Raw genomic sequence first — 25,480 nt, 5'->3', positions numbered from 1 at the left:
TCAACAGGATCAATGTCTTGTGCACAAATGCCGGGGATGGATCTGTGGATAAGCCGGGGGTGACAGGCGCCGCCCCAAGGCTGGCGCGGCCTGGCGGTGGATGGATATTTTTTGTTCAGTGAAAGTGAAGCCGGTGCGCGCAGTGCACCCTACAAGGATGCTCTGCGCGGAATCGTAGGGTGCGCCGTGCGCACCGCCGGGTTAACCGTTCGAGCGCTTGCGCAGGTTCAGCCAGATATCCAGGCTGTATACAAACAGCCCGGCCCAGATGCAGGCGAAGGCGAGCAGGGTGCTCGGCGAGAAGTGTTCATCGAACAGCAAGATGGCTTGCAGCAGTACCAGGGTCGGAGCCAGGTATTGCAGGAAGCCCAGCGTGGTGTAGGGCAGATGCCGCGCCGCGGCGTTGAAGCACACCAGCGGCACCAGGGTGATCGGCCCGGCGGCGGCCAACCACAGTGCTTCGCTACTGGTCCAGAAGCTTGCCTGGCTGCTCATCGCCGCAGGGTGCAGAGCCAGCCAGGCCAGCGCTACCGGCACCAGCAGCCAGGTTTCCACCACCAGCCCGGGCAGTGCCGCCACGGGTGCCTGTTTGCGGATCAATCCATAGAAGCCGAAGGTCAGCGCCAGCACCAGCGACACCCAGGGCAGGCTGCCCACCTGCCATAGCTGCTGCAGCACGCCCAGCGCGGCCAGGGCGACCGCCAGCCACTGCAGGCGGCGCAGGCGCTCGCCGAGAATCAGCAGACCGAGCAGTACGTTGATCAACGGGTTGATGTAGTAGCCCAGGCTGGCCTCGATCATGCGGTCATTGTTCACCGCCCACACGTACACCAGCCAGTTGGTCGCGATCAGCAGCCCGCAGCCGGCCAGCACTGCCAGGCGTTTGGGATTGTCGCGCAGCTCGCGCCACCAGCCAGGGTGCTTCCAGACGAGCAGCAGCAGGCCGCCGAACAGCGCGGACCAGAGCACGCGGTGCACGATGATCTCCATCGCCGGGACGCTTTGCAGGGCTTTGAAGTAGAGCGGGAACAGGCCCCAGATGATGTAGGCGGTAAGGCCCAGAACGTACCCGCGTTGCGGGTTGGCGGTAGCCATCGAGAATCCTTGGTTAGGCAGCTAACGGTTGCCGCGAAATTCTAGCGTTCTGTCCGCCGCCTTGTCTGTTCGTTCAGCTTTTTCCGTATACCGAAGTGCCGGCAAAGTCGTAAGGCAAACTTTACGCGGCGTGCGCAACTGTATTGGTGCGCGGACTTGGCGCGGTCGGTGCGTTGCCCGGATGCAATCCGGGAACTGCGGCCCCGGATGTCATCGCCTCAGAACAGTCGCAGCGGCTCTTCATCCAGTGCGGCCATCTGTTCGCGCAGCGACAGAATCTGATCGCCCCAGTAGCGCTCGCCAGCAAACCAGGGGAAGGCCAGGGGGAAGGCCGGGTCGTCCCAGCGGCGGGCGATCCAGGCGCTGTGATGCATCAGACGCAGGGCGCGCAGGCCTTCGATCAGCGGCAGCTCGCGGGCGGCAAAATCATGGAACTCCTGATAGCCGTCGACCAGTTCGGCCAACTGGCCAAGGCGTTCATGGCGTTCGCCGGCCAGCATCATCCACAGATCCTGCACGGCAGGGCCCATCCGGCAGTCGTCGAGGTCGACGACATGGAAGGCGTCGTCGCGGTGCAACAGGTTGCCTGGGTGGCAGTCGCCGTGCAGGCGAATCGGCGTATAGCGCACGCGGGCGAACAGTTCATCGAGGCGGGCAAGCAGATCGCGCGCTACCGACTCGTAGGCGGGCAGCAGGCTGCGCGGCACGAAGCCGCCGTCGAGCAGGGAGGCCAGGGCCGCATGGCCGAAGTTGTCCACCGCCAGGGTTTCGCGATGAGCGAAAGGACGGCTGGCACCGATGGCGTGCATGCGTCCGAGCAACTGGCCGAGGCGGTACAGTTGCTCGAGGTTGCCCGGCTCGGGTGCGCGACCGCCCCGGCGCGGGAACAGGGCGAAACGGAAGCCGCCGTGCTCGAACAGCGTCTCGCCATCACGCTCCAGCGGCGCTACCACCGGGACCTCATGCTCGGCCAGCTCGGCGCTGAAACTGTGCTCCTCGCGGATCGCCGCATCGCTCCAGCGGTCCGGGCGATAGAACTTGGCGATCAGCGGCGTTTCGTCCTCGATACCGACTTGATAGACGCGGTTCTCGTAGCTGTTGAGTGCCAATACGCGGGCGTCGCTGAGGTAGCCAAGGCTCTCCACGGCATCGAGCACCAGATCCGGGGTGAGGGTGGAAAAAGGATGGCTCATGAGCGGCTCCGCGTGAGTGGGCGCCCAGTCTACCGGCTTGCGCTAAACCTAGGGCGGGTGTAACCCGCCGTTAGCATTATTAGCGGGTTGTACCCGCCCTATAGCTGTGTGCCGAGCAGCACCTGACTGGCGGCAAACTGCGCGCGCACCGGATCGCCGACGCGCAGGCCCAGCTCGGCCAGGCGAGCGGAGTCGAGCAGGGCGCACAGGGTCTGACCGTTAGGTAGGCTGATGCGCACATCGCTGGGGCCGTCGTTGGCCGGCAGAATCTGTTCGATACGGCCTTCGAGTGCGTTGTGCTGTTCTGCACGGGGAGTCTGTAGTGGCTGCAATTCCAGCCAGCCAGCCTTGAGCAGCGCGACCACGCTGCTGCCTTCGCTCAGCTGCAGGTTTTCCGTACTGTCATGGGTGATCTGCGCCTGCAGGTGGCCGCCGCCTGGTAGTTCTATGTCGATCAGATCGTTGTGCCCGTGGGCGTGAATCGCGCGCACACGGCCGGTCAGTTGGTTGCGCGCGCTGGTGCGCAGCATCAGGCGGCCGAGGAGCTCCAGGTCGGCGTCGTCACCGGCGGCATGCAGCAGTTGCACCTGCAACGTCTGCAGGCGCTGTTGCAGTGCCAGCAGGCGCTCGCCAGCGGGGGTCAGGCGTGCGCCACCGCCACCTTTGCCGCCGACATTGCGGCTGACCAGGGGCTGCTCGGACAGGTTGTTCAGCTCATCGATGGCGTCCCAGGCGGCCTTGTAGCTCAGCCCGGCGGCCTTGGCGGCGCGGGTGATGGAGCCTTGTTCGGCGATCTGCTCGAGTAGGGCCAGGCGCTTCGGGCGGCGGCTGAGCAATTGGGCGATGGAATCGAGCTGCGACATGGTTCAGGCGTGGCCAGGGAGAATGCTGGGCACGTTGCGTGACTGTGCCTGGCGCGTCAAGTCAGCCATCGCCCGGTCGTGGCGTGCGTGCCAGGCAATACACATCGACGCGCAGGGCGCCAGCGCGACGCAGCAGGTGGGCGAGCACGCCCGCCGTGGCGCCGGTGGTGAGCACGTCGTCGACCAGCGCCAGATGAGCGCCGGCGACCTTGGCTTGCAGTTCCAGGCTGAAGGCCTGACGCAGATTGCGCTTGCGCGTTACGGCATCCAGCCCTTGCTGTGCGGGTGTATCGACGCGGCGCTGGAGCCATTCATGTTGCACCGGCAGCTTCAGGCTGGCGCCCAGCCAGTCGGCGAGCATCTGTGCCTGATTGAATCCGCGTCGACGCTGGCGCTTGCGGGCCAGCGGCACCGGCAGCAGCGCCTGGGGGCGGGGCAGACCCTCATCGAAGGCATGGCGCAGGTGTTCGGCCAGCAGCTCGGCGAGCAGACGACCGTGCGGCCATTGCGCCTGATGCTTGAAGCGGGTGATCAGGTTGTCGACGGGAAAGGCATAGCGCCAGGGCGCTTCCACACGGCTGAAACTCGGCGGCTTGTTCTGGCAGGCGCCGCAGATCATGCCGTGTGCCGGCAATGGCACCGCACAGATCTGGCAGTGAGCCCCGAGCCAGGGCAGTTCGGATTCGCAAGCCGTGCAGATGCTGTGCGTGGGGTGATCGGTGGCTTCGTCGCAGAGCTGGCAATGGCGCCTTTGACGTAACCAGGCAAGGCGTTGCGGAACGGTGAGGTCAAACGGAGGCATGGCAGCTCGTCCATGAGCGGTGGTGCCTGAAGTTTAGTCAGCGTCAGCGGATGAGCCAGCCCATTACGATCAGACCGAGAAACAGCCAGATCACCCCGCCGATGATCGAGCCGCGTAGCAGTGAGCGAGCGCCGCTGAACAGAAACAGCAGGCCGATGATCAGCAGGATGATGCTGAAAATCGACACGTCCATACCAATGGCCCTGGCCAGGCCATGGAGAAAGTCGTCGATGGCATCGGCCATGGCGCCCAGCACGCCGGACAGCATGTCGACGATGAAACGGATGGCACGGCCCAGCGCTTCGCCGAGCCCTTCGAAGAAACCTTCAACCTGCATGCAGAACATCCTGTGAGAGGGGTAAGCATTTGGCCTTGTGCCATGACATAAGTTCTATTGATTGTTAATTGATCAGATGTAAACCTGTGTCTTTATCATGGTTGACAGCATCCAATCGCCACATATGATGACCAAAGCCTGAATGCCCCCTGTGGGCCTGACAACAGATGCCACCAAGCGTCGAAGGACTTCTCAGATGAGCGCAACCGCTGCAATCACCACCCGCCACGACTGGAGCCTCGCCGAGGTTCGCGCGCTGTTCGAGCAGCCGTTCAATGATCTGTTGTTCCAGGCGCAGACCGTCCATCGCCAGCACTTCGATGCAAACCGCGTACAGGTGTCGACCTTGCTGTCGATCAAGACCGGCGCCTGCCCCGAAGACTGCAAGTACTGCCCGCAGTCCGGCCACTACAACACCGGCCTGGACAAGGAAAAACTGATGGAGGTACAGAAGGTGCTGGAGGCCGCCGCCGAGGCCAAGGCCATCGGCTCCACGCGCTTCTGCATGGGCGCAGCGTGGAAGCACCCGTCCGCCAAGGACATGCCCTACGTGCTGGAAATGGTCAAAGGCGTGAAGAAGCTCGGCCTGGAAACCTGCATGACCCTCGGCCGTCTCGACCAGGAGCAGACCCAGGCGCTGGCCGAAGCGGGGCTGGACTACTACAACCACAACCTCGATACCTCGCCGGAGTTCTACGGCAACATCATCACCACCCGCACCTACGGCGAACGCCTGCAAACCCTGGCCTACGTGCGCGAGGCGGGGATGAAGATCTGCTCCGGCGGCATCCTCGGCATGGGCGAGTCGGTGGACGACCGTGCAGGGCTGTTGATCCAGCTGGCCAATCTGCCGGAGCACCCGGAAAGCGTGCCGATCAACATGCTGGTCAAGGTCAAGGGCACGCCGCTGGCCGAGGAGAAGGACGTCGACCCGTTCGACTTCATCCGCACCCTGGCCGTGGCGCGCATCATGATGCCGAAATCCCATGTGCGCCTGTCTGCCGGCCGCGAGGCGATGAACGAGCAGATGCAGGCCCTGGCCTTCATGGCCGGCGCCAACTCGATCTTCTACGGCGAGAAGCTGCTGACCACCGCCAACCCGCAGGCGGACAAGGACATGGCCCTGTTCAAGCGCCTCGGCATCAAACCCGAAGAGCGCGAAGAGCATGCCGATGAGGTGCACCAGGCGGCCATCGAGCAGGCGCTGGTCGAGCAGCGCGATTCCAAGCTGTTCTACAACGCCGCTTCGGCCTGATTCCTTTTATGTAGGAACGGGCTCTGCTCGCGAATGACCTCCTGCCCTGGTTTTTCGCTCGCGACGCTCGCTCCTACGGGAAACGTGCATGAGTTTCGATCTCGCTAGCCGCCTGGCCGAGCGTCAGGCCGCCGATCTGTTCCGCCAACGCCCGCTGCTGCAGACCCCGCAGGGGCCGCAGGTGCGCGCGGACGATCAGGAACTGCTGGCCTTCTGTTCCAACGACTATCTCGGCCTGGCCAACCACCCCGAGGTGATTCGCGCCCTGCAGCAGGGCGCGGAAAAATGGGGCGTCGGTGGCGGTGCTTCGCATCTGGTGATCGGCCACAGCACGCCGCACCATGAACTTGAAGAAGCACTGGCCGAGTTCACCGGCAGGCCACGTGCTCTGCTGTTCTCCACCGGTTACATGGCCAACCTGGCGGTCGTCACCGCGCTGCTTGGCCAGGGCGACAGCGTAATTCAGGATCGTCTCAACCACGCTTCGCTGCTCGATGCCGGCCTGCTCTGCGGCGCGCGGTTCTCGCGCTACCTGCACAACGATGCGGTGAGTCTGGCCAACCGCCTGCGCAAGGCTACGGGCAACTGTCTGGTGGTCACCGATGGCGTGTTCAGCATGGACGGCGATCTGGCCGATCTGCCGGCCTTGTGCGCCGAGGCGCGCGCCACGCAGGCCTGGGTGATGGTCGATGACGCCCATGGCTTCGGCCCGCTGGGCGCCACCGGCGGCGGTATCGTCGAGCACTTCGGTCTGGGCCAGGATGACGTGCAGGTGCTGGTCGGCACCCTGGGTAAGGCCTTTGGCACCGCTGGCGCCTTCGTCGCCGGCAGCGAGGAGCTGATCGAGACGCTGATCCAGTTCGCCCGCCCCTACATCTACACCACCAGTCAGCCGCCAGCGGTGGCCTGCGCCACGCTGCAGAGCCTGGAACTGCTGCGCAGTGAAAGCTGGCGTCGCGAACACTTGCAGCGGTTGATCGCTCGCTTTCGTCAGGGCGCCGCCGAAATCGGCCTGAGCCTGATGGACAGCCCCACGCCGATTCAGCCGATCCTGGTGGGCGACAGCGCGCGGGCGCTGAAACTCTCGTCGCTGCTCAAGGATCGCGGCCTGCTGGTCGGCGCCATCCGCCCGCCGACCGTGCCTGCTGGTAGTGCCCGCTTGCGCGTGACGCTGTCCGCGGCGCACAGCGATGCGCAGCTCGAGCTGCTGCTCGAAGCGCTTGCCGAGTGCTGGCCGCAGGTGCAGACCGATGCGTGAGACGCTGATTCTATTGCCGGGCTGGGGCCTGGACGGCGCCTTGCTGCAACCGCTGGCCCAATCGCTGGGTGGCGATATGCAGGTACAGGTGTCGGCCTTGCCGCGCCTGAGCAGTGCGGCAGCGGCCGATTGGCTCGACGAGCTGGATACGCGTTTGCCACATGATTGCTGGCTGGCCGGTTGGTCGCTCGGCGGCATGTTGGCCGCTGCCCTGGCGACACGTCGCGGCGAGCGTTGTCGTGGCCTGATCACCCTGGCCAGTAACGCCTGTTTCGTCGCCAGCGCTACCTGGCCGACGGCAATGCCGGCGCAGACTTACGCAGCCTTCTATGAGGGCTGCCAGGAGAACGCCGGCGCTACGCTCAAGCGTTTCGCCATGCTCTGCGCCCAAGGCTGCGCCGACACGCGCGGTCTGTCACGACAGCTGCAGAACCATCTGGCGTCCAGCGACGAGCCATCCTTGTTGGCCGGGCTGCGCTTGCTGGCGAGTCTGGATAATCGCGCGGCGCTGGCGGCTTTCACCGGGCCGCAATTGCACCTGCTGGCCGAGCAGGATGCGCTGGTGCCGGCTGCGGCGGGTGATGCGCTGCTGGCGCTGTTGCCAACGGGTGAGGTGGACGTGCTGGAAGATTGTGGTCACGCCTTCGTACTTGACCAGGCGGATGCTCTGGCGGCCTTGATGCTCGATTTCATCCGCGAGGCCAAGGATGTCTGAGCTGCGTGGGGTACATGGCATGGACCCGCTTTACCAATCCATTGGTGCGCACAGCGCACCCCAGGGTGATGCGGCGTTGCCGGACAAGCGTCAGGTCGCGGCGTCCTTTTCCCGCGCGGCGGAAAGCTACGATGCAGTGGCCGAGTTGCAGCGCAACGTCGGCACGCAGCTGTTGGCGCGTTTGCCGGCCTCGCTGCAGCCACGTCGTTGGCTGGACCTGGGCTGCGGCACGGGCTATTTCACCCGCGCCCTGGCCGAGCGTTATGCACCAGGCGAAGGGCTGGCTGTGGATATCGCCGAGGGCATGTTGCGCCACGCCCGCCCGCAGGGCGGTGCTGCACATTTCATCGCTGGCGATGCTGAGGCTCTGCCGCTGCAAAGCGACAGCGTCGAGCTGTTGTTCTCCAGTCTGGCGCTGCAATGGTGTGCTGACTTCCCGCGTGTGCTGAGCGAAGCGCAGCGGGTGCTGCGCCCCGGTGGTGTGCTGGCGTTCTCCAGCCTGTGCGTCGGTACCCTGCAGGAGCTGCGTGACAGTTGGCTGGCGGTCGATGGTTTCGTCCACGTCAATCGTTTTCGCCGCTTCGAGGATTACCAGCAGCTGTGCGCGGCCAGTGACTTGCAGCCGCTGACGCTACAGCGTCAGGCCGAGGTGCTGCATTTCCCGGATCTGCGCAGCCTGACCACCTCGCTCAAGGAGCTCGGCGCGCATAACCTCAATCCGGGGCGACCGGGCGGATTGACCGGGCGCTCACGCATTCGTGCGCTGATCGAGGCCTACGAGCGTTTTCGTCAGCCTCAAGGACTGCCGGCAACCTACCAGGTGGTGTACGGCGTGCTACAGAAACCTTCATAGGAACGAGCCTCGCTCGCCAACAAGCTTCGCGAGCAGAGCTCGCTGCCACGGTGGATCAGATGACCCAAGCCTACTTCGTCACCGGAACGGATACCGAAATCGGCAAGACCACTATTGCCGCTGGTCTGCTCCATGCGGCTCGCCAGCAGGGTTTGAGCACCGCAGCGGCCAAACCGGTCGCTTCCGGTTGCATGCGAACCGCCGATGGGCTGCGCAACGACGACGCGCTGGCCTTGCTCGCCCAGTGTTCGTTGCCGCTGCGCTATGACGAGGTCAACCCGCTGGCCTTCGAGCCGGCCATTGCCCCGCACCTGGCGGCGCGCGAAGTGGGCGTCAAACTGGATGTTGCCAGCTTGCTGCCGCCGGTACGGGCGATCCTGGCCAAGGGCGCGGACTTCTCTCTGGTGGAGGGCGCAGGCGGCTGGCGTGTACCGCTGGCCGGCGAGGAAAACCTGTCAGACCTGGCGATGGCGCTGGGCATTCCGGTGATTCTGGTGGTGGGTGTGCGCCTGGGTTGCATCAACCATGCATTGCTCAGTGCCGAAGCCATCGAGCGCGACGGACTCAGGCTGGCCGGCTGGGTGGCCAATATCGTCGAGCCTAAGACCTCACGCCTGGAAGACAATCTCGCCACCCTCAGCGAGCGGCTGCCAGCGCCTTGCCTGGGGCGTGTGCCGCACCTGGGCAAAGCGACGGCTGCGGCGGTGGCGGAGCACCTCAATCTCGAGTTGTTGGCAGACTGGTAATAAACAGTAAAGTGACCATAGCCTTTTGCCTGTACGTTTTTTAGCCGTTTTCTGCTTCAATACACGCCATTAGGTTCTATATCCCTCAGGTGGCTGCCGATGGAAATCTCCGCCAACGCATTCAATTCGGGTTTGAACGGTATTCAGGCCGGGCAACGCCGTGTCGAGCAGGCAGCCGCTGATATCGCCAGCAACACCATCAACCCTTCTCAGCAGACCACGCAGACTCCGCCGCAGAATCAGGTCAACCCGAGCTCGCAGGTTTCCGAGCGTAGCCGTCCCGACCTGACCGAAAGCCTCGTTGCACTGCGTGTCGGTGAAAACGAAGTGCGCGCCAATGCGCGCGTCGTCGACACGGCTGACGAGGTGCTAGGCACCCTGATCGATACCCGCGCTTAAGTCGTCTCACCCCGGCCGCGCGGATGCGGCCAGCGGCGGGGCAGGAGGGCGCTCATGCAGATCGGCAGTAGCCTGCCACCATTCACTCCCGCGCCGTCCGCCAGTGCGGCGAGACCGCTGTCGTCCGATGTTTCCCCTGATATTGCCCGTGCCGACCAGGCGCCTGTCGCCGCGCCACAGGAGCAACAGGCCGACTCCGCTGCTTCCGGCCGAGAGGAGGCGGATCGCGATACCAACTCATCGACACTTGCAGGCGAGGCCAAGCCAAGCCCCCAGGAGCAGCGCCAGCAGCAGCTGGAAATCGCCGATCTCGTGCAACGTGACCGCGAGGTGCGCACCCACGAGCAGGCGCACGCGGCCGTTGGTGGGCAATACGCCGGTGCGCCCACCTACAGTTTCAAGCGCGGTCCTGATGGGCAGCGTTACGCCGTTTCCGGCGAAGTCAGCATCGATACCGCTCCCATCCCCAATGATCCCGAAGCGACGTTGCGCAAGATGGAAATCGTCCTGCGCGCAGCACTCGCACCCATCGAACCTTCCCCGCAGGACCTGCGTGTAGCTGCTCTGGCTCAGGCGCAGGCGGCGCAGGCGCGCGTTGAACTGGCCGAGCAGCGGCGAGAGGACGCCACCAACGCCGTCGAGCAGCGCAAGGCTCGTGAAGAAGCAAGACAAGCGGATGAGCAGCCCGCCGAGCAGTCGCAGCAGGCTTTACCGCCAGCGCCTAATCTTGATCTGTATCGGCGTCTGGGTGAGTTGCCAGCGCCGGAGCCTCGCATCGATCTGGTCGCGTAGCCGGCCGATTGGCAGCGCTTGACAAGGGGGTGGCGTAAACGTATGTTTCAAACGCCTGTTTGATTGCTTCGGCCGCAGCCTCGTGGCCAGGCAGCCGGGAGTGATCCCGAGAGCGACCGCCAAGACGGTCACCCCCAACTACTAGGAATCCACCGCAGAGGTTTACCGTTATGCCTGACTACAAGGCCCCCTTGCGTGACATTCGTTTCGTTCGTGACGAACTGCTGGGTTATGAAGCGCACTACCAGAGCCTGCCTGGCTGCCAGGACGCCACTCCGGACATGGTCGACGCCATCCTCGAAGAAGGCGCCAAGTTCTGCGAGCAGGTGCTGTCGCCGCTGAACCGTGTGGGTGACACCGAGGGCTGCACCTGGAGCGAATCCGGCGTGAAGACCCCGACCGGCTTCAAAGAGGCTTATCAGCAGTTCGTCGAAGGCGGTTGGCCGAGCCTGGCCCATGACGTCGAGCACGGCGGCCAGGGGCTGCCGGAATCCCTCGGCCTGGCCATCAGCGAGATGGTCGGTTCGGCCAACTGGTCCTGGGGCATGTACCCGGGCTTGAGCCATGGCGCGATGAACACCATTGGTGCTCACGGTACCGACGAGCAGAAGCACACCTACCTGACCAAACTGGTTTCCGGCGAATGGACCGGCACCATGTGCCTGACCGAGCCGCATTGCGGCACCGACCTGGGCATGCTGCGTACCAAGGCCGAACCGCAGGCCGACGGCAGCTACAAGGTTTCCGGCACCAAGATCTTCATTTCCGCTGGTGAGCACGACATGGCCGACAACATCGTCCATATCGTTCTGGCCCGCCTGCCCGATGCACCGGCTGGTACCAAAGGTATCTCGCTGTTCATCGTGCCGAAGTTCCTGCCCAACGCCGAAGGCGGCGTAGGCGAGCGCAACGCCGTTTCCTGTGGCTCCATCGAGCACAAGATGGGCATCCACGGCAACGCCACCTGCGTGATGAACTTCGACGGCGCCACCGGCTACCTGATCGGCCCGGCCAACAAGGGCCTGAACTGCATGTTCACCTTCATGAACACCGCTCGTCTGGGTACCGCGCTGCAAGGCCTGGCCCATGCCGAAGTCGGTTTCCAGGGTGGCATCAAGTACGCTCGCGAGCGTCTGCAGATGCGTTCGCTGACCGGCCCGAAAGCACCGGAAAAAGCCGCTGACCCGATCATCGTGCATCCGGACGTACGCCGCATGCTGCTGACCATGAAGGCGTTCGCCGAAGGCAACCGTGCCATGGTCTACTTCACCGCCAAGCAGGTGGACATCGTTCAGCACAGCCAGAACGAAGAAGAGAAGAAAGCAGCCGACGAACTGCTGGCCTTCCTGACTCCGATCGCCAAGGCCTTCATGACCGAAGTGGGCTTCGAAGCCGCTTCCCACGGCATGCAGATCTACGGTGGCCACGGCTTCATCAGCGAGTGGGGCATGGAGCAGAACCTGCGCGACTGCCGCATCTCCATGATGTACGAAGGCACTACCGGCGTTCAGGCGCTCGACCTGCTGGGCCGCAAGGTGCTGATGACTCAGGGCGGCGCCCTGAAGAACTTCACCAAGATCGTGCACAAGTTCTGCCAGGCCAACGAAGGCAACGACTCCGTCAAGGAATTCGTCGAGCCTCTGGCCAAGCTGAACAAGGAGTGGGGCGACATCACCATGAAGATCGGCATGGCCGCGATGAAAGATCGCGAGGAAGTCGGTGCCGCCTCCGTGGACTACCTGATGTACTCCGGCTACGCCTGCCTGGCCTACTTCTGGGCCGACATGGCGCGTCTGGCTGCCGAGAAGCTGGCTGCCGGTACTGACGACGAGGCCTTCTACAAGGCCAAGCTGCAGACCGCGCGCTTCTACTTCGCACGTATCTTGCCGCGCACCCGCGCGCACGTCGAAGCCATGTTGTCCGGCGCCAACAACCTGATGGAGATGGATGAAGAGCATTTCGCGCTCGGCTTCTAAGTCCTGATCGGTTGAACCGCAACGCCGCCCCTCGGGGCGGCGTTGTCGTTTTTGCGCCGGGTACTGAAGGGAATGTCGCATCCTGTCGCTGTTTTCAACAGGCGAAGCAGGCAGAATGCCTTCATCTCTCGCCCAGGATGTCAGCGTGATCCGTCCGGCCAATTTGCGCCTCAGTCACTTCTTCTCGTCGCTGCCTTTGCTGGCCGGTGGGATCGTGGCTGCTCTGCTGCCAGTGCTGAGCGAGTTCTTCATCTCCCTGTTCAATGTATTGCCGACGCTGCTGTTGTTGCTCGGCGGTGCGTTCTGTCTGGTCTATGGCCGTCAGCGCGAGGTGTTTCTGCTGCTGGCGCTGTATGTCGGCTACTTCCTGCTGGATATCCAGGTCGATCACTTCCGTGACAATGGCCAGATACGCGACGATGCGGCTCTGGTCTTTCACCTGATCTGCCTGTTGCTGCCGCTGCTCTACGCCCTCTACGGTTGCTGGGAGGAGCGCTCGCACCTGGCGCAGGACATGCTCGCCCGCGCCTTGGTGCTACTGGCAGTCAGCGCAGTGGCTTTCGGCTTGGCGCGCCGTTACCCGCAGGGTATCGCCGACTGGCTGGCACAGATTCACTGGCCGTCGCTGCACGGCGCCTGGATGAACCTGGCACAACTGGTCTATCTGGCGTTCCTGCTCGCTTTCATCGCTCTGTCAGTGCAGTACCTGCGCAAGCCCAGGCCGCTGCATGCGGCGCAATTGGTGGGGCTGTGCGGTCTGCTGTGGATGTTGCCGCAGGTGTTCATCCTGGCCAACGCGTTGCAGGTGATGATCAGCATGGTGATGCTCATGCTGGTGGCTGCCGTGGCGCACGAGGCCTACCAGATGGCCTTCCGTGACGAGCTCACAGGGTTGCCTGGGCGGCGGGCGCTCAACGAGCGCCTGCAGCGGTTGGGGCGCGATTATGTGATCGCCATGGTCGACGTCGATCATTTCAAGAAATTCAACGATACCCACGGCCATGATGTCGGCGACCAGGTGCTGCGCCTGGTCGCCGGTCAGCTGCGCAAGGTTGGCGGTGGCGGCAAGGCCTACCGCTATGGCGGTGAGGAGTTCACCTTGCTGTTTCCCGGCAAGAGCGTGGAGCAATCCCTGCCGCACATCGAGGCAGTGCGTCTGGCCATCGAGCAGTACCGCATGCAACTGCGTGATCCGCAAAGCCGCCCGCGTGATGACCGTGAAGGCAAGCAGCGCCGGGCCGGCAAGGCCGCCAGCGAGGTGTCGGTGACCGTGAGCATGGGCGTTGCCGAGCGTCAGGCCGAGCAGCGCAGCCCGCAGGAAGTCATCAAGGAGGCGGACAAGGCGCTGTATAGCGCCAAGGCGGCCGGGCGCAATTGCATCCGTAGCGCTGGCCAGCGTCGCGGGGCTGTGAAGCTGGCCTCCGGGCGCGAATAGCTGCACTGGCAGACGAGCGGTCAGCAGGGGTTTTCCTTGCCCTCAGTCAATCAGATAGTTAGTGACCTGCAGTGGATTAATGGTCACAACACGACCCTATGTGTCTGTAAAGTTGTTCAAGTAAACTCGGTCCTCTCACGTAAGTCCGTTTTTCCGAGGATGTGTCATGGCCGATTACCAAGCCCCCCTGCGCGACATGCGCTTCGTGCTCAATGAAGTCTTCGAAGTCTCCAAGCTCTGGGCCGAGCTGCCGGCCCTGGCCGAGGTGGTCGATGCCGATACCGCCAGTGCCATCTTGGAAGAAGCTGGCAAAGTCACTGCCGGCAGCATCGCGCCGCTGAACCGTAGCGGTGACGAAGAGGGCTGCTCCTGGGATAACGGCGCGGTGAAGACCCCGGCCGGCTTCCCCGAGGCCTACCAGACCTACGCCGAGGGTGGCTGGGTCGGTGTTGGCGGTTCGCCGGAGTTCGGCGGCATGGGCATGCCCAAGGTGATCGGCGCCCAGGTCGAGGAGATGGTCAACTCGGCCAACCTGTCCTTCGGCCTGTACCCGATGCTGACTGCCGGCGCCTGCCTGTCGATCCTCAACCACGCCAGCGAAGAGCTGAAGGCGCAGTACCTGCCGAACATGTATGCCGGTGTCTGGGCTGGCTCCATGTGCCTGACCGAGCCGCACGCCGGCACCGACCTCGGCATCATCCGCACCAAGGCCGAACCTCAGGCAGATGGCAGCTACAAGATCAGCGGCACCAAGATTTTCATCACCGGCGGCGAACACGACCTGACCGAAAACATCATCCATCTGGTGCTGGCCAAGCTGCCGGACGCGCCGGCGGGCCCGAAAGGCATCTCGCTGTTCATCGTGCCCAAGGTCATAGTCAATGCCGACGGCTCTCTCGGTGATAAGAATGCGCTCGGCTGCGGCTCCATCGAGCACAAGATGGGCATCAAGGCTTCGGCCACCTGCGTGATGAACTTCGACGGCGCCACCGGTTATCTGGTCGGCGAGGTGAACAAGGGCCTCAACGCCATGTTCACCATGATGAACTACGAGCGCCTGGGCGTTGGCATCCAGGGCCTGGCCCTGGGCGAGCGCAGCTACCAGAGCGCCATCGAATACGCCCGCGAGCGCATCCAGAGCCGCGCACCGACCGGTCCGGTGGCCAAGGACAAAGCCGCCGACCCGATCATCGTGCATCCGGACGTGCGCCGCATGCTGCTGACCATGAAGGCGCTGAACGAGGGCGGTCGTGCCTTCTCCAGCTACGTCGCCATGCAGCTCGATACCGCCAAGTACAGCGAGGACAAGGACACCGCCAAGCGCGCCGACGAGCTGGTGGCGCTGCTGACCCCGGTAGCCAAGGCCTTCCTCACCGACATGGCGCTGGAAACCACCGTGCATGGCCAGCAGATCTTCGGCGGCCACGGCTTCATCCGCGAATGGGGCCAGGAGCAGCTGGTGCGCGACTGCCGCATCACCCAGATCTACGAAGGCACCAACGGCATCCAGTCGCTGGACCTGATGGGGCGCAAGATCGTCGGCAGCGGTGGCAGCTACTACAAGCACCTGGCCGACGAGATCAAGGCCTTCGTCGCCTCGGCCGATGCCAGTCTCGACGAGTTCACCAAGCCGCTGGCAGCTGCCGTGCAGAACCTGGATGAGCTGACCGCCTGGGTACTGGACCGTGCCAAGAGCAACCCCAACGAGATCGGTGCGGCGTCGGTGGAGTACCTGCACGTGTTTGGCTACACCGCCTATGCCTATATGTGGGCGCTGATGGCCAGGGCTGCTCTAGGCAAGGAAGGGCAGGACGAGTTCTACGCCAGCAAGCTGGGCACCGCACGCTTCTACTTCGCCCGCCTGCTGCCGCGCATTCACTCGCTGAGTGCGTCGGTCAAGGCCGGTAGCGAGTCGCTGTACCTGCTCGACGCCGCGCAGTTCTAAGCGCCTCCGGTACCACCCGAAAGCCCCGGCCCCAGTGCCGGGGCTTTTGCGTTCCGGGCCTCTGGTGCGAGGTGCAACCAATGCCATATCGCGTCGCTTCGTAGCCCGGATGCAATCCGGGGCAGATCGTCCACTTCCCTGGATTGCATCCGGGCTACGGTAAAGCGCCGCGCCGTGAGCTCCCGTGCGCGCGGCGCACCCTACGTGGTGGGTTTTGCCGTTCACGCCCCTGTCATTGCTGCTCGCTAGCCTGGGGTGACCCAGCCGGGCAATCCAGTCAGCGAGGAGCGGTCATGACCGATCAGATGCACAGTTCGTTACAGGCCTACGAGCAACTGCTGCAGGCCGAATTCCAGGACAGCCTCGACGAGGAACTGGAAATGGAGCTGGACGATGCGCGCATGGATGGCCTGATCGCCCGCGCCGAGGGCGGCGTACCGCTACAACCGGGTGATCTGTCGCGGCGCACCTACTTCTCCGAGCTGCTGCGCCTGCAAGGCGAGCTGGTCAAGCTGCAGGACTGGGTGGTGCACAACCAGCTCAAGGTGGTGGTGCTGTTCGAGGGGCGCGACGCCGCGGGCAAGGGCGGGGTGATCAAGCGCGTCACCCAGCGCCTCAACCCGCGTATCTGCCGGGTCGCAGCGTTGCCCGCGCCCAACGACCGCGAACGCACCCAGTGGTACTTCCAGCGCTACGTGCCGCACCTACCGGCCGCCGGGGAAATGGTCCTGTTCGACCGCAGCTGGTACAACCGCGCGGGCGTCGAGAAGGTCATGGGCTTTTGCAGCGATGCCGAGTACGAGGAGTTCTTCCGCTCGGTGCCGGAGTTTGAACGCATGCTGGTGCGTTCCGGCATCCTGTTGATCAAGTACTGGTTCTCCATCACCGACAACGAGCAGAACCGCCGCTTCCTCGCGCGCATTCACGATCCGCTCAAGCAGTGGAAACTGAGCCCGATGGACCTGGAGTCGCGGCGACGCTGGGAGGCCTACACCCAGGCCAAGGAAGTGATGCTCGAGCGCACGCATATCCCCGAGGCGCCCTGGTGGGTGGTGGAGGCCGACGACAAGAAGCGCGCACGGCTCAACTGCATCGCCCACCTGCTCAGCCAGATTCCCTACCAGACGGTGCCGCGGGCACAGGTGCAATTGCCGGCGCGGGTCTACAACCCTGACTATCTGCGCATGCCGGTGCCGGACAGCATGCTGGTGCCGTCGCGCTACTAGCCTCCGCGACCATGGGTGATGGTCGCACCGCGCGTGCTGCTGTCCAGGCAGCCTCGCGGCGCCCTGCGGGACGCCTCAGGGCGCCTTGCTCAGGGCTTCCAAACTGCTGCGGTAGCTGTCGCGGGCCAGCGGCATATAGCCGGTGAAGTGAATCCAGCCGGGCAGACCGTCCAGGTAGTGGCGCAGGAAGCTGTCCAGCAACGGCTTGTCCGCCAGGCTGCGCTGGCTGACGTAGAGAAACAGCGGCCGGGTCAGCGGCTGGTAGCGGTTCTGCGCGACCGTCTCCAGGGTGGGGAAGACCGCGCCTTGGCCGGCGTCGACGGCGACCAGCTTGAGTTCGTCCCAGTGTCGGTGGTAGGCGCCGATGCCGAAGAAGCCCAGGGCATTGGGCTCCGCGGCGATGGCCTTGGCGAGAAACTCCTCGTCCTCGCTGGCTTGGTAATCCTGCCGGCTGCTGTGCGTGGTGCCGACTATGGCCTGGGTGAACACGTCGTAGGTGCCGGAGTCCTGGCCGCGGCCGAACAGCACGATGGGCTCATCCGGCCAGTCCGGACGCAGGTCGCGCCAGCTGTTGAGCTTCTTCTCGGCGGCCGGCGACCAGAGTTTCTTCAGCTCCTCGACGCTGATGGCATCGACCCAGGTATTGGCCGGATTGACCACCACGGCGATGGCGTCCATGGCCAGCGGCACGACGCGAAAGTCGATGCCGTTGGCCTGACACTGGGCCAGTTCCTCGGCATTGATTTCCCGCGAGGCGTTGCTGATGTCGGTCTCGCCGGCGCAGAAGCGGCGAAAGCCGGCTGCCGTGCCGGAGAAGTCCACTGCGATACGGCTGCCCCCGACCGTGCGCTCAAAACGTCGCGCCGCCTCGCGGCTCAGCGGAAACACCGTGCTGGAGCCGTCGATGTGCAGATCGGCCGCGGCCGAAGTTACCGGTGGCGCCTCGTCGCAGGCGCTGAGCAGGCTGACGGCGAGGCCGCCGAGCAGGGTCTTGGCGAGAGAGAGTCGGGTCGTCATGGGATCACGCCTTGGGCTTGCGCCATTCCTGTTTGAGCGAGTTCCAGAACAGCTGCAGGCTGCTGAGCTTGGTGTCGACGGCGTCGATATAGTCGTCGAGGTGATCGATCTGCTGGTGCTGGGCCTGCTCCTGCGCCTCCATCCCGGCCAGTTGCGTCTCCAGCTCGTTGAGGGTTTCGCGCAGCTCGTGGATGCGCTGCTGAGTTTCGTGGCGACTCTGTTCGCGTCTCATGGCAACTCCTTGGCAGGGCTCAGATCTGGCTGGCGCCGATCAGCAGCAGGGGCAGGGCAAAGAACACGCCGGCGATATAGGCGGCCACGTAGAGCTTGCTGCGCTGTGCCAGCGTGGCCAGGCCCTCGGCGATCATCGGCGGTACACCACGCAGGAAGGGCAGGGCATAGATGATGAGGATGCCCAGCAGGTTGAACAGCAGGTGTACCAGGGCGATCTGCATGGCCACCTCCGCGGTCGGCCCGGTGATCGCGGTGGCCGCCAGCAGCGCGGTGACGCAGGTGCCGATATTGGTGCCGAGGGTGAAGGGGTAGACCTGCTTGAGGCTGAACACGCCGCTGCCGGCCAGCGGCACGATCAGCGCCGTGGTGGTCGAGGACGACTGCACCAGCACGGTGATCACGCTGCCCGAGGCAATGCCGGACAGCGGGCCGCGGCCGACGCTGGCATGCATGATGTCCTTGGCGCGGCCGACCATCACCTTGCGCAGGACCTTGCCGATGGCCGTGACCACGAACAGGATCATCGCCACGCCAATCAGGATCAGCGCGACGCCGCTCCACACGGCGCCGGGCAGCCAACTGACGCTACCTGCAAGCAGGTCGGAGGCTGGCGACAGCAGGGTCTTCATGAAGTTGACGCTCTTCATGTCGACGCTGGCATCGCTGACCAGCAGGCCGGCGAGCGATTCCGACAGGCGTTGCAGTGGCTGGAACAGCAGCTCCAGCGGCAGCAGGATGGTCACCGCGGTGATGTTGAAGGCGTCGTGCACCGTGGCTGCCGAGAAGGCGCGGCGGAACTCCTCGCCGCTGCGAATATGGCCGAGGCTGACGATGGTGCTGGTCAGCGAGGTGCCGATATTGGCGCCCATGATCAGCGGAATGGCGATGGGAATCGGCAGGCCGCCGGCGACCATGCCGACGATGATCGAGGTCACGGTGCTGGAACTCTGGATCAGTGCCGTGGCCACCAGGCCGATCATCAGGCCGACCAGCGGGTTGGTGGCGAAGGCGAACAGTTCGCGGGCGTTGTTGCCGGTGGCGGCCTTGAAGCCGTCGCCGATGGCGCCAACGCCGGCCAGCAGCAGGTAGATCAGCGCCACCACCAGCAACCAGGACAGCCACTGGCGCGTGGCCGGCAGCGAGGGTTCGACGGTCAAGGCATCGGCATTGGCGGTCATCGGCCATTCTCCCTAGTGGCAGCAATGGCTCGATGCTGGCGGCGCGGGGTTAAGGTTTGATGACCGCTCAGCTACCGTTGGTCTCGCGCCACAGCCAGGCCAGATAGAGCAGGGCGGGTTGCTGGGCATGCAGCGCAAGCGGGCCGGGCAGGCTTTCCAGCAGCAACCCCTGGCCGATTTCCAATAGCCGCTTTTCGCCATTCGCCAGCCGGCATTCGATGCTCGCGCCAGCCTGACACCAGAGCAGCATCACCTCGGCATCGTTCTCCACGTCCTGCCGCCCATGCAGCCGCAGCGGGGCGAGGCGATGGCGCCAGGCGCCACGGCGAGTCATCAGATTGAGGTCGCCGACCGGGCCGTCTACCAGCTCCGCGGTGATCGCCTCCTCGCCAGCAAACGCCGCCACCGCGCCGCCGGCATGCAGCTCCTCGACGCCGCCGTCGCCCCGCTGCAGGCGCAGCCCCGCGCCACTCAGCAGCGCCAGGCTGCGGTCGACGCCGGCGAAGGTCGAGAAGGGGCCCGCCGCGCCGACCCGCGCGCTGCTGATGCGCCAGGCGAAATCCTCCAGCCCGGCGCCTGCCGGAGCGATGGCCAGTTCCAGGGTTTCGCCGCCGCCGTTCTTCCAGGGCATGACGCGGGCGGTGGCGAGGTCGAGCAGGGTGCAGGGCATGCTTTCTCCAAATGTATATACATGATCATGAGGCGACGAATGGCAGCTATTGATTGCGCCGGCGCGCAGTCTCTATCTGACAGTCGTAGCGGCTCTGTGTCAGGGGCTTCGCTCGTTGAATGGACAGCGCTCGCCGTCGGATGACCATCTGGTCAAACGAGCCGGCATGGCTTGACGGCCGATCGAACCACTCATATTGTATATACAAAACAAGCAGGGAGAATCCCATGCCGACGCAATCAACTTCGAAACAGCTGTGGCGCGACGTGCAGGTCTTCGATGGCCTGGTGCAGCTGAGCGAGGCGATGACCGTGCTGGTCGAGGACGGGCGCATCGCCGGTCTGTGGCCGGCACGCGAGTTCAACGAGGCGCGTGCCGAGGGCGCCGCCTGCGCCGGTCGCGGCGGGGTGCTGACCCCCGGCCTGGTCGACTGCCATACCCACCTGGTCTACGCCGGCAACCGCGCCGGCGAGTTCGAGCAGCGCCTGGAGGGCGTCAGCTACGAGGAGATCGCCCGCGCCGGCGGCGGTATCCTCAGCAGCGTGCGCGCCACCCGAGCGGCCAGCGAGGACGAGCTGATCGCCGCCAGCCTGCCGCGCCTCGATGCGCTGCTGGCCGATGGCGTGACCACGGTGGAGATCAAGTCTGGCTACGGCCTGACCGTCGCCGACGAACTGAAGATGCTGCGCGTAGCGCGTCGTCTCGGCGAGCTGCGCCCGGTGCGGGTGATCACCACGCTGCTCGGCGCCCACGCGCTGCCGCCGGAATACGCCGGCCGCGCCGACGACTACGTGAGCCTGGTCTGCGACGAGATGATTCCGGCCGCCGCAGCTGAAGGCCTGGCCGATGCGGTGGACGTGTTCTGCGAAGGCATAGGCTTCTCCCCGGCACAGTGCGAGCGCATCTATCAGGCGGCCAAGGCCCATAGTCTGGCGATCAAGGCACATGCCGAGCAGCTGTCCAATCTGGGCGGCAGTGCCCTGGCGGCGCGCTACGGCGCGCTGTCCGCCGACCATATCGAATACCTGGATGAAGCCGGCGTGCGCGCCATGGCCGAAGCCGGCACAGTCGCCGTGCTGTTGCCCGGCGCCTTCCACGTGCTGCGCGAAACCCAGCTGCCGCCCATCGAGCTGCTGCGCCAGTACGGTGTGCCGATGGCCGTGGCCAGCGACGCCAACCCCGGCACCTCGCCGATCTGCATGCCGACGCTGATGGCCAACCTGGCCTGCAGCCTGTTTCGCCTGACCCCGCGCGAAGCCCTGGCCGGCATGACCGCCCATGGCGCCCGCGCCCTCGGCCTGCCCGACCTCGGCCGCATCGCGGTCGGCGCGCCAGCGGATCTGTGCCTGTGGGATATCCAGCAACCGGCCGAACTGGCCTACGCGGTGCAGGCCGGGCGCCTGCGTCAGCGCGTTTTCAACGGAGCCATTACTCATGCTCGCTGATCGTCACAGCATGGCTGCCTGGAGCGGTCGTACCGACCCGGAAACCGACAGCGCGCGCTGGCACCAGCGCATCCGCGCACTCGCCGAAGACAGCCAGCCGGGCCTGGCCCTGCTGGGGTTCGCCTGCGACGAGGGCGTGCGCCGTAACCATGGCCGCGTCGGTGCTGCCGCTGCGCCGCAAAGCGTACGCAAGGCGCTGGCCAACCTGGCCTGGCATCGTCAGGCGCCGGCCTATGACGCCGGTGACGTCACCTGCGAGGACGGCGACCTGGAAGCGGCCCAGGTTCGCCTCGGTCGCAACGTCTGTGCGCTGCTGGATGCCGGCCACCTGCCGCTGGTGATAGGCGGCGGCCACGAGGTGGCCTTCGGCAGCTGGTCGGGTCTGGCCGAACACCTGTCCGGCAACCCTGCGCCGAAGATTGGCATCGTCAACTTCGACGCCCATTTCGATCTGCGCGACCCGGCCCATGTGCATTCCTCCGGCACCCCTTTCGCGCAGATCGCCGAGCAATGCGCCGCGCGCGGATGGCCGTTCCGCTACGCCTGCCTGGGCGTCAGCCGCGCCAGCAACACCCGCGCGCTGTTCGCCAAGGCCGCCGAGCTGAACGTGCTGGTGCGCGAGGATCACGAAATTCGCGAGTCGACCCTCGATGCCATCGGCGCCGAGCTGGACGCCTTCGCCGCCGGCTGCGACGCGCTCTACCTGACCATCGACATCGATGTGCTGCCGGCCTGCGAGGCGCCGGGCGTCAGCGCGCCGGCCGCCCGTGGCGTGCGCCTGGAACTGCTGGAGCCGCTGCTCGAACGGCTCAAGGCCAGCGGCAAGCTGCGCCTGGCCGACCTGGCCGAGATCAACCCCGAACACGACATCGACAACCGTACCGCCAAGGTGGCGGCGCGGCTGATCCATCTGCTCAGCCTCTGAGCAGGCAAGAACCGCGCTTTCTCGCACAACAACAATTACGAGGAATACCCGATGTTCACCACCGTCCGCCGCGGCCAGGAGCCGCGCCATGTCTGAGTCCCTGCCGTTGAGCGCCGGCGTGTCGCGCTCGCGCGCCCTGGCGCGCCTGTTGGGCTACAGCCTGATCGGTCTGCTGCTGTTCTTCGTGCCGTTCGAGATCGCCGGGCGTTCGACCATCCTTCTCGACCATGCGGCCAGCGCCCTGCAACTGCATGCGCGGCCGCTGGTGATCGGCGTGGCGCTGCTGTTCATGCTCTACGGTGCGCTGGCGCCCTGGCTCGACGGCAGCTGGCGGCGCAGCCTGACCCATAGCGTATTCAGCGTGCTCAAGGTGTTCGGCCTGCTGATCGGCGTCGCCTATCTGCTGCAGCTCGGCCCGCAGGCGTTGTATCAGCCGGGCATGCTGCCGTTTTTGTTCGACAAGCTGGTGCTCAGCCTGGCGCTGATCGTGCCGCTGGGCTCGCTGGCATTGGTGTTCCTGATCGGCTTCGGCCTGCTGGAGCTGATCGGCGTGCTGATGCAGCCGGTGATGCGGCCGATCTGGCGCACGCCGGGCAAGTCGGCCGTCGACGCCGTGGCATCCTTCGTCGGCAGCTACTCGGTAGGCCTGCTGATCACCGACCGCATGTATCAGCAGGGCCATTACAGCCTGCGCGAGGCGGCGATCATCGCCACCGGTTTCTCCACCGTGTCGGCACCGTTCATGGTGATCATCGCCAAGACCCTGGGCCTGATGGGCCAGTGGAACCTGTATTTCTGGAGCGCCATGGCGGTGACCTTCGCCGTCACCGCGATCAGCGCGCGCATCTACCCGCTGTCGCGGCTGCCGTCCGAGCCCATCCCGGAAGCGCCACTGCAGCCCGGCGAAAGCCGCCTGGGCAGCGCCTGGCGCGCCGGCCTGCAGCAGGCCAGCAACGCGCCGTCGCTGGGCTCGGCACTGCGCGAAACCTTCGTCGATGGCCTGCGCATGACTGCCGCCATCCTGCCGAGCATTCTCGCTGTCGGTCTGCTCGGCTTGCTCGCCGCCAAGTACACCCCGCTGTTCGATGCCCTCGGCGTACTGCTCTACCCGCTGACCTGGCTGTTCGGCCTGGATGAACCCATGCAGGTGGCCCGCGCCATGTCCGCCGGGCTGGCGGAGATGTTCCTGCCGGCGATGCTGCTCAAGGACGCCGACGTGCTGGTGAAGTTCGTCACCGCCATCGTTTCGGTGAGCAGCGTGCTGTTTCTCTCCGCATCGATTCCCTGCGTGCTGGCCACGCGAATTCCCCTGAGCCTGGGCCACCTGCTGCTGATCTGGCTGCAGCGCACCCTGCTCAGCCTGCTGCTGGCCATCCCCCTGGCTTACCTCGCGCAATTTCTGGGCTGGCTCTGACCGCCCACCCTTAACTCGTTCTCCACAGGAGCCCGCAAATGACCAAGTACCGCGACATCGAAATCCGCGCCCCGCGCGGCAACACGCTCACCGCCAAGAGCTGGCTGACCGAAGCGCCGCTGCGCATGCTGATGAACAACCTCGACCCGGACGTGGCCGAGAACCCCAAGGAGCTGGTGGTGTACGGCGGCATCGGCCGCGCCGCGCGCAACTGGGAGTGCTACGACAAGATCGTCGAGAGCCTGACCAACCTGAACGACGACGAGACCCTGCTGGTGCAGTCCGGCAAGCCGGTCGGCGTGTTCAAGACCCATAGCAACGCGCCGCGCGTGCTGATCGCCAACTCCAACCTGGTGCCGCACTGGGCCAGTTGGGAGCACTTCAACGAGCTGGACGCCAAGGGCCTGGCCATGTACGGCCAGATGACCGCCGGCAGCTGGATCTACATCGGCAGCCAGGGCATCGTCCAGGGCACCTATGAAACCTTCGTCGAGGCCGGTCGCCAGCACTACGGCGGCAACCTCAAGGGCCGCTGGGTGCTGACCGCAGGCCTGGGTGGCATGGGTGGCGCCCAGCCGCTGGCCGCGACACTGGCTGGTGCCTGCTCGCTGAACATCGAATGTCAGCAGAGCAGCATCGACTTCCGACTGCGTAGCCGCTACGTCGACGAGCAGGCCACTGATCTGGACGACGCTCTGGCGCGCATCGCCAAGTACACCGGCGAAGGCAAGGCCATCTCCATCGCCCTGCTGGGCAACGCCGCCGAGATCCTGCCGGAGTTGGTCAAGCGCGGTGTTCGCCCGGATATGGTCACCGACCAGACCAGCGCTCACGACCCGCTCAACGGTTACCTGCCAATCGGCTGGACCTGGGCCGAATACAAGGATCGCGCCGCCACCGACCCGGCTGGCGTGGTCAAGGCTGCCAAGCAGTCCATGGCCGTGCATGTTCAGGCCATGCTCGACTTCCAGAAGATGGGCGTGCCGACCTTCGACTACGGCAACAACATCCGCCAGATGGCCAAGGAAGAGGGCGTGAGCAATGCCTTCGACTTCCCCGGTTTTGTCCCGGCCTATATCCGCCCGCTGTTCTGCCGCGGCATCGGCCCGTTCCGCTGGGCGGCGCTGTCCGGCAACCCCGAGGACATCTACAAGACCGACGCCAAGGTCAAGGAACTGATCCCGGACGACGCCCACCTGCACCGCTGGCTGGACATGGCCCGCGAGCGCATCGCCTTCCAGGGCCTGCCGGCGCGTATCTGCTGGGTCGGTCTGGGTCTGCGTGCCAAGCTCGGCCTGGCCTTCAACGAGATGGTGCGTTCGGGTGAGCTGAGTGCACCTATCGTCATCGGCCGCGACCACCTCGACAGCGGCTCGGTGTCCAGCCCCAACCGCGAGACCGAAGCGATGCAGGATGGCTCCGATGCCGTGTCCGACTGGCCGCTGCTCAACGCCCTGCTCAACACCGCCAGCGGCGCCACCTGGGTGTCCTTGCACCATGGCGGTGGCGTGGGCATGGGCTTCTCCCAGCATTCGGGTATGGTCATCGTCTGCGATGGCACCGACGAAGCCGCCGCGCGTATCGCCCGCGTGCTGACCAACGACCCGGGCACCGGCGTGATGCGTCACGCCGACGCTGGTTACCAGATCGCCATCGATTGCGCCCGCGAGCAGGGCCTGAAACTGCCGATGATCGGCTGAGGAAAGA

The 25,480-nt window shown here is 65.1% G+C and carries 24 protein-coding genes; 15 read left to right on the top strand and 9 right to left on the bottom strand.

Features of this window, described 5'->3' with window-relative positions:
- Positions 1–201: 201 nt before the first annotated feature.
- From rarD to JWV26_RS07495, 5 genes are all read right to left on the bottom strand, one after another.
- Complete coding sequence (gene rarD, locus JWV26_RS07515; RefSeq protein ID WP_017675778.1) at positions 202–1,095, bottom strand: EamA family transporter RarD; 894 nt, start codon at positions 1,093–1,095, stop codon at positions 202–204.
- 218 nt (positions 1,096–1,313) lie between these two features.
- Positions 1,314–2,288 carry a serine/threonine protein kinase gene (locus JWV26_RS07510; RefSeq protein WP_079782610.1) on the bottom strand — a complete coding sequence of 325 codons (975 nt, stop codon included), beginning with the start codon at positions 2,286–2,288 and terminating at the stop codon, positions 1,314–1,316.
- Positions 2,289–2,386: 98 nt separating this feature from the next.
- On the bottom strand, positions 2,387–3,151 hold the full coding sequence (locus tag JWV26_RS07505; RefSeq protein WP_206418738.1) for a TOBE domain-containing protein: 765 nt from the start codon (positions 3,149–3,151) through the stop codon (positions 2,387–2,389).
- 61 nt (positions 3,152–3,212) lie between these two features.
- On the bottom strand, positions 3,213–3,953 hold the full coding sequence (locus JWV26_RS07500) for a ComF family protein (protein ID WP_206418737.1): 741 nt from the start codon (positions 3,951–3,953) through the stop codon (positions 3,213–3,215).
- A gap of 43 nt (positions 3,954–3,996) precedes the next feature.
- Entirely contained in the window at positions 3,997–4,290 is a 294-nt protein-coding gene (locus JWV26_RS07495) for a hypothetical protein (protein ID WP_072424965.1), read from the bottom strand.
- Between the two features lie 196 nt (positions 4,291–4,486).
- Between JWV26_RS07495 and bioB the strand changes: the two genes are divergently transcribed.
- From bioB to ppk2, 11 genes are all read left to right on the top strand, one after another.
- Positions 4,487–5,545, top strand: coding sequence for a biotin synthase BioB (bioB, locus tag JWV26_RS07490; RefSeq protein WP_074917335.1), 1,059 nt, complete (start codon positions 4,487–4,489; stop codon positions 5,543–5,545).
- Positions 5,546–5,633: 88 nt separating this feature from the next.
- Entirely contained in the window at positions 5,634–6,803 is a 1,170-nt protein-coding gene (bioF, locus tag JWV26_RS07485; protein ID WP_093051764.1) for an 8-amino-7-oxononanoate synthase, read from the top strand.
- Positions 6,796–7,518, top strand: coding sequence for an alpha/beta fold hydrolase (locus JWV26_RS07480; protein ID WP_072424968.1), 723 nt, complete (start codon positions 6,796–6,798; stop codon positions 7,516–7,518). Before bioF ends, JWV26_RS07480 begins: the two co-directional genes overlap by 8 nt.
- Positions 7,519–7,537: 19 nt before the next feature.
- Positions 7,538–8,371, top strand: coding sequence for a malonyl-ACP O-methyltransferase BioC (bioC, locus tag JWV26_RS07475; RefSeq protein WP_206419186.1), 834 nt, complete (start codon positions 7,538–7,540; stop codon positions 8,369–8,371).
- Between the two features lie 59 nt (positions 8,372–8,430).
- Entirely contained in the window at positions 8,431–9,117 is a 687-nt protein-coding gene (bioD, locus tag JWV26_RS07470; protein ID WP_072424970.1) for a dethiobiotin synthase, read from the top strand.
- A 99-nt stretch (positions 9,118–9,216) separates the two neighbouring features.
- Positions 9,217–9,516 (top strand): hypothetical protein, encoded by a 300-nt coding sequence (locus JWV26_RS07465; RefSeq protein ID WP_079782617.1) that lies wholly within the window; start codon positions 9,217–9,219, stop codon positions 9,514–9,516.
- 54 nt (positions 9,517–9,570) lie between these two features.
- A complete protein-coding gene (locus JWV26_RS07460; RefSeq protein ID WP_206418736.1) occupies positions 9,571–10,308 on the top strand; it encodes a putative metalloprotease CJM1_0395 family protein in 738 nt (245 codons plus the stop codon).
- A gap of 170 nt (positions 10,309–10,478) precedes the next feature.
- Positions 10,479–12,284 (top strand): phenylacyl-CoA dehydrogenase, encoded by a 1,806-nt coding sequence (locus tag JWV26_RS07455; protein ID WP_072424973.1) that lies wholly within the window; start codon positions 10,479–10,481, stop codon positions 12,282–12,284.
- A gap of 115 nt (positions 12,285–12,399) precedes the next feature.
- Positions 12,400–13,719: a GGDEF domain-containing protein gene (locus tag JWV26_RS07450; RefSeq protein WP_230875377.1), complete on the top strand. Its 1,320-nt coding sequence runs from the start codon at positions 12,400–12,402 to the stop codon at positions 13,717–13,719.
- Between the two features lie 166 nt (positions 13,720–13,885).
- Positions 13,886–15,664 (top strand): acyl-CoA dehydrogenase C-terminal domain-containing protein, encoded by a 1,779-nt coding sequence (locus tag JWV26_RS07445; RefSeq protein WP_206418735.1) that lies wholly within the window; start codon positions 13,886–13,888, stop codon positions 15,662–15,664.
- A 293-nt stretch (positions 15,665–15,957) separates the two neighbouring features.
- Positions 15,958–16,890, top strand: a complete 933-nt coding sequence (ppk2, locus tag JWV26_RS07440; RefSeq protein WP_083431627.1) for a polyphosphate kinase 2 — start codon at positions 15,958–15,960, stop codon at positions 16,888–16,890.
- Positions 16,891–16,965: 75 nt separating this feature from the next.
- Here ppk2 and JWV26_RS07435 read toward each other — a convergent pair whose 3' ends face one another.
- From JWV26_RS07435 to JWV26_RS07420, 4 genes are all read right to left on the bottom strand, one after another.
- Positions 16,966–17,907 (bottom strand): PstS family phosphate ABC transporter substrate-binding protein, encoded by a 942-nt coding sequence (locus JWV26_RS07435; RefSeq protein WP_206418734.1) that lies wholly within the window; start codon positions 17,905–17,907, stop codon positions 16,966–16,968.
- A gap of 4 nt (positions 17,908–17,911) precedes the next feature.
- On the bottom strand, positions 17,912–18,139 hold the full coding sequence (locus tag JWV26_RS07430) for a hypothetical protein (RefSeq protein WP_072424977.1): 228 nt from the start codon (positions 18,137–18,139) through the stop codon (positions 17,912–17,914).
- Between the two features lie 19 nt (positions 18,140–18,158).
- The gene (locus tag JWV26_RS07425) at positions 18,159–19,319 is read right to left on the bottom strand and encodes a Na/Pi symporter (protein ID WP_196459341.1); all 1,161 of its coding nucleotides are present in this window, start codon (positions 19,317–19,319) and stop codon (positions 18,159–18,161) included.
- A gap of 67 nt (positions 19,320–19,386) precedes the next feature.
- On the bottom strand, positions 19,387–19,989 hold the full coding sequence (locus JWV26_RS07420; RefSeq protein ID WP_079782623.1) for a HutD/Ves family protein: 603 nt from the start codon (positions 19,987–19,989) through the stop codon (positions 19,387–19,389).
- Positions 19,990–20,216: 227 nt separating this feature from the next.
- On the opposite strand from JWV26_RS07420, the gene hutI reads away from it, so the two are divergent.
- The 4 genes from hutI (at position 20,217) to hutU (ending at position 25,473) form a co-directional block, all read left to right on the top strand.
- Positions 20,217–21,434: an imidazolonepropionase gene (gene hutI / locus JWV26_RS07415; RefSeq protein WP_206418733.1), complete on the top strand. Its 1,218-nt coding sequence runs from the start codon at positions 20,217–20,219 to the stop codon at positions 21,432–21,434.
- On the top strand, positions 21,424–22,359 hold the full coding sequence (hutG, locus tag JWV26_RS07410) for a formimidoylglutamase (protein ID WP_206418732.1): 936 nt from the start codon (positions 21,424–21,426) through the stop codon (positions 22,357–22,359). Before hutI ends, hutG begins: the two co-directional genes overlap by 11 nt.
- Positions 22,360–22,447: 88 nt before the next feature.
- Positions 22,448–23,773, top strand: coding sequence for a YjiH family protein (locus tag JWV26_RS07405; RefSeq protein WP_206418731.1), 1,326 nt, complete (start codon positions 22,448–22,450; stop codon positions 23,771–23,773).
- Positions 23,774–23,811: 38 nt separating this feature from the next.
- Positions 23,812–25,473, top strand: coding sequence for a urocanate hydratase (gene hutU, locus JWV26_RS07400; RefSeq protein WP_093051795.1), 1,662 nt, complete (start codon positions 23,812–23,814; stop codon positions 25,471–25,473).
- The last annotated feature ends 7 nt before the right edge of the window (positions 25,474–25,480 follow it).

The organism is Ectopseudomonas toyotomiensis, from assembly GCF_017167985.1.
GTDB lineage: Bacteria > Pseudomonadota > Gammaproteobacteria > Pseudomonadales > Pseudomonadaceae > Aquipseudomonas > Aquipseudomonas toyotomiensis.
The sequence above is the reverse complement of the archived record's forward strand: the minus strand, read 5'-3'. Positions and strand labels throughout refer to the sequence as shown.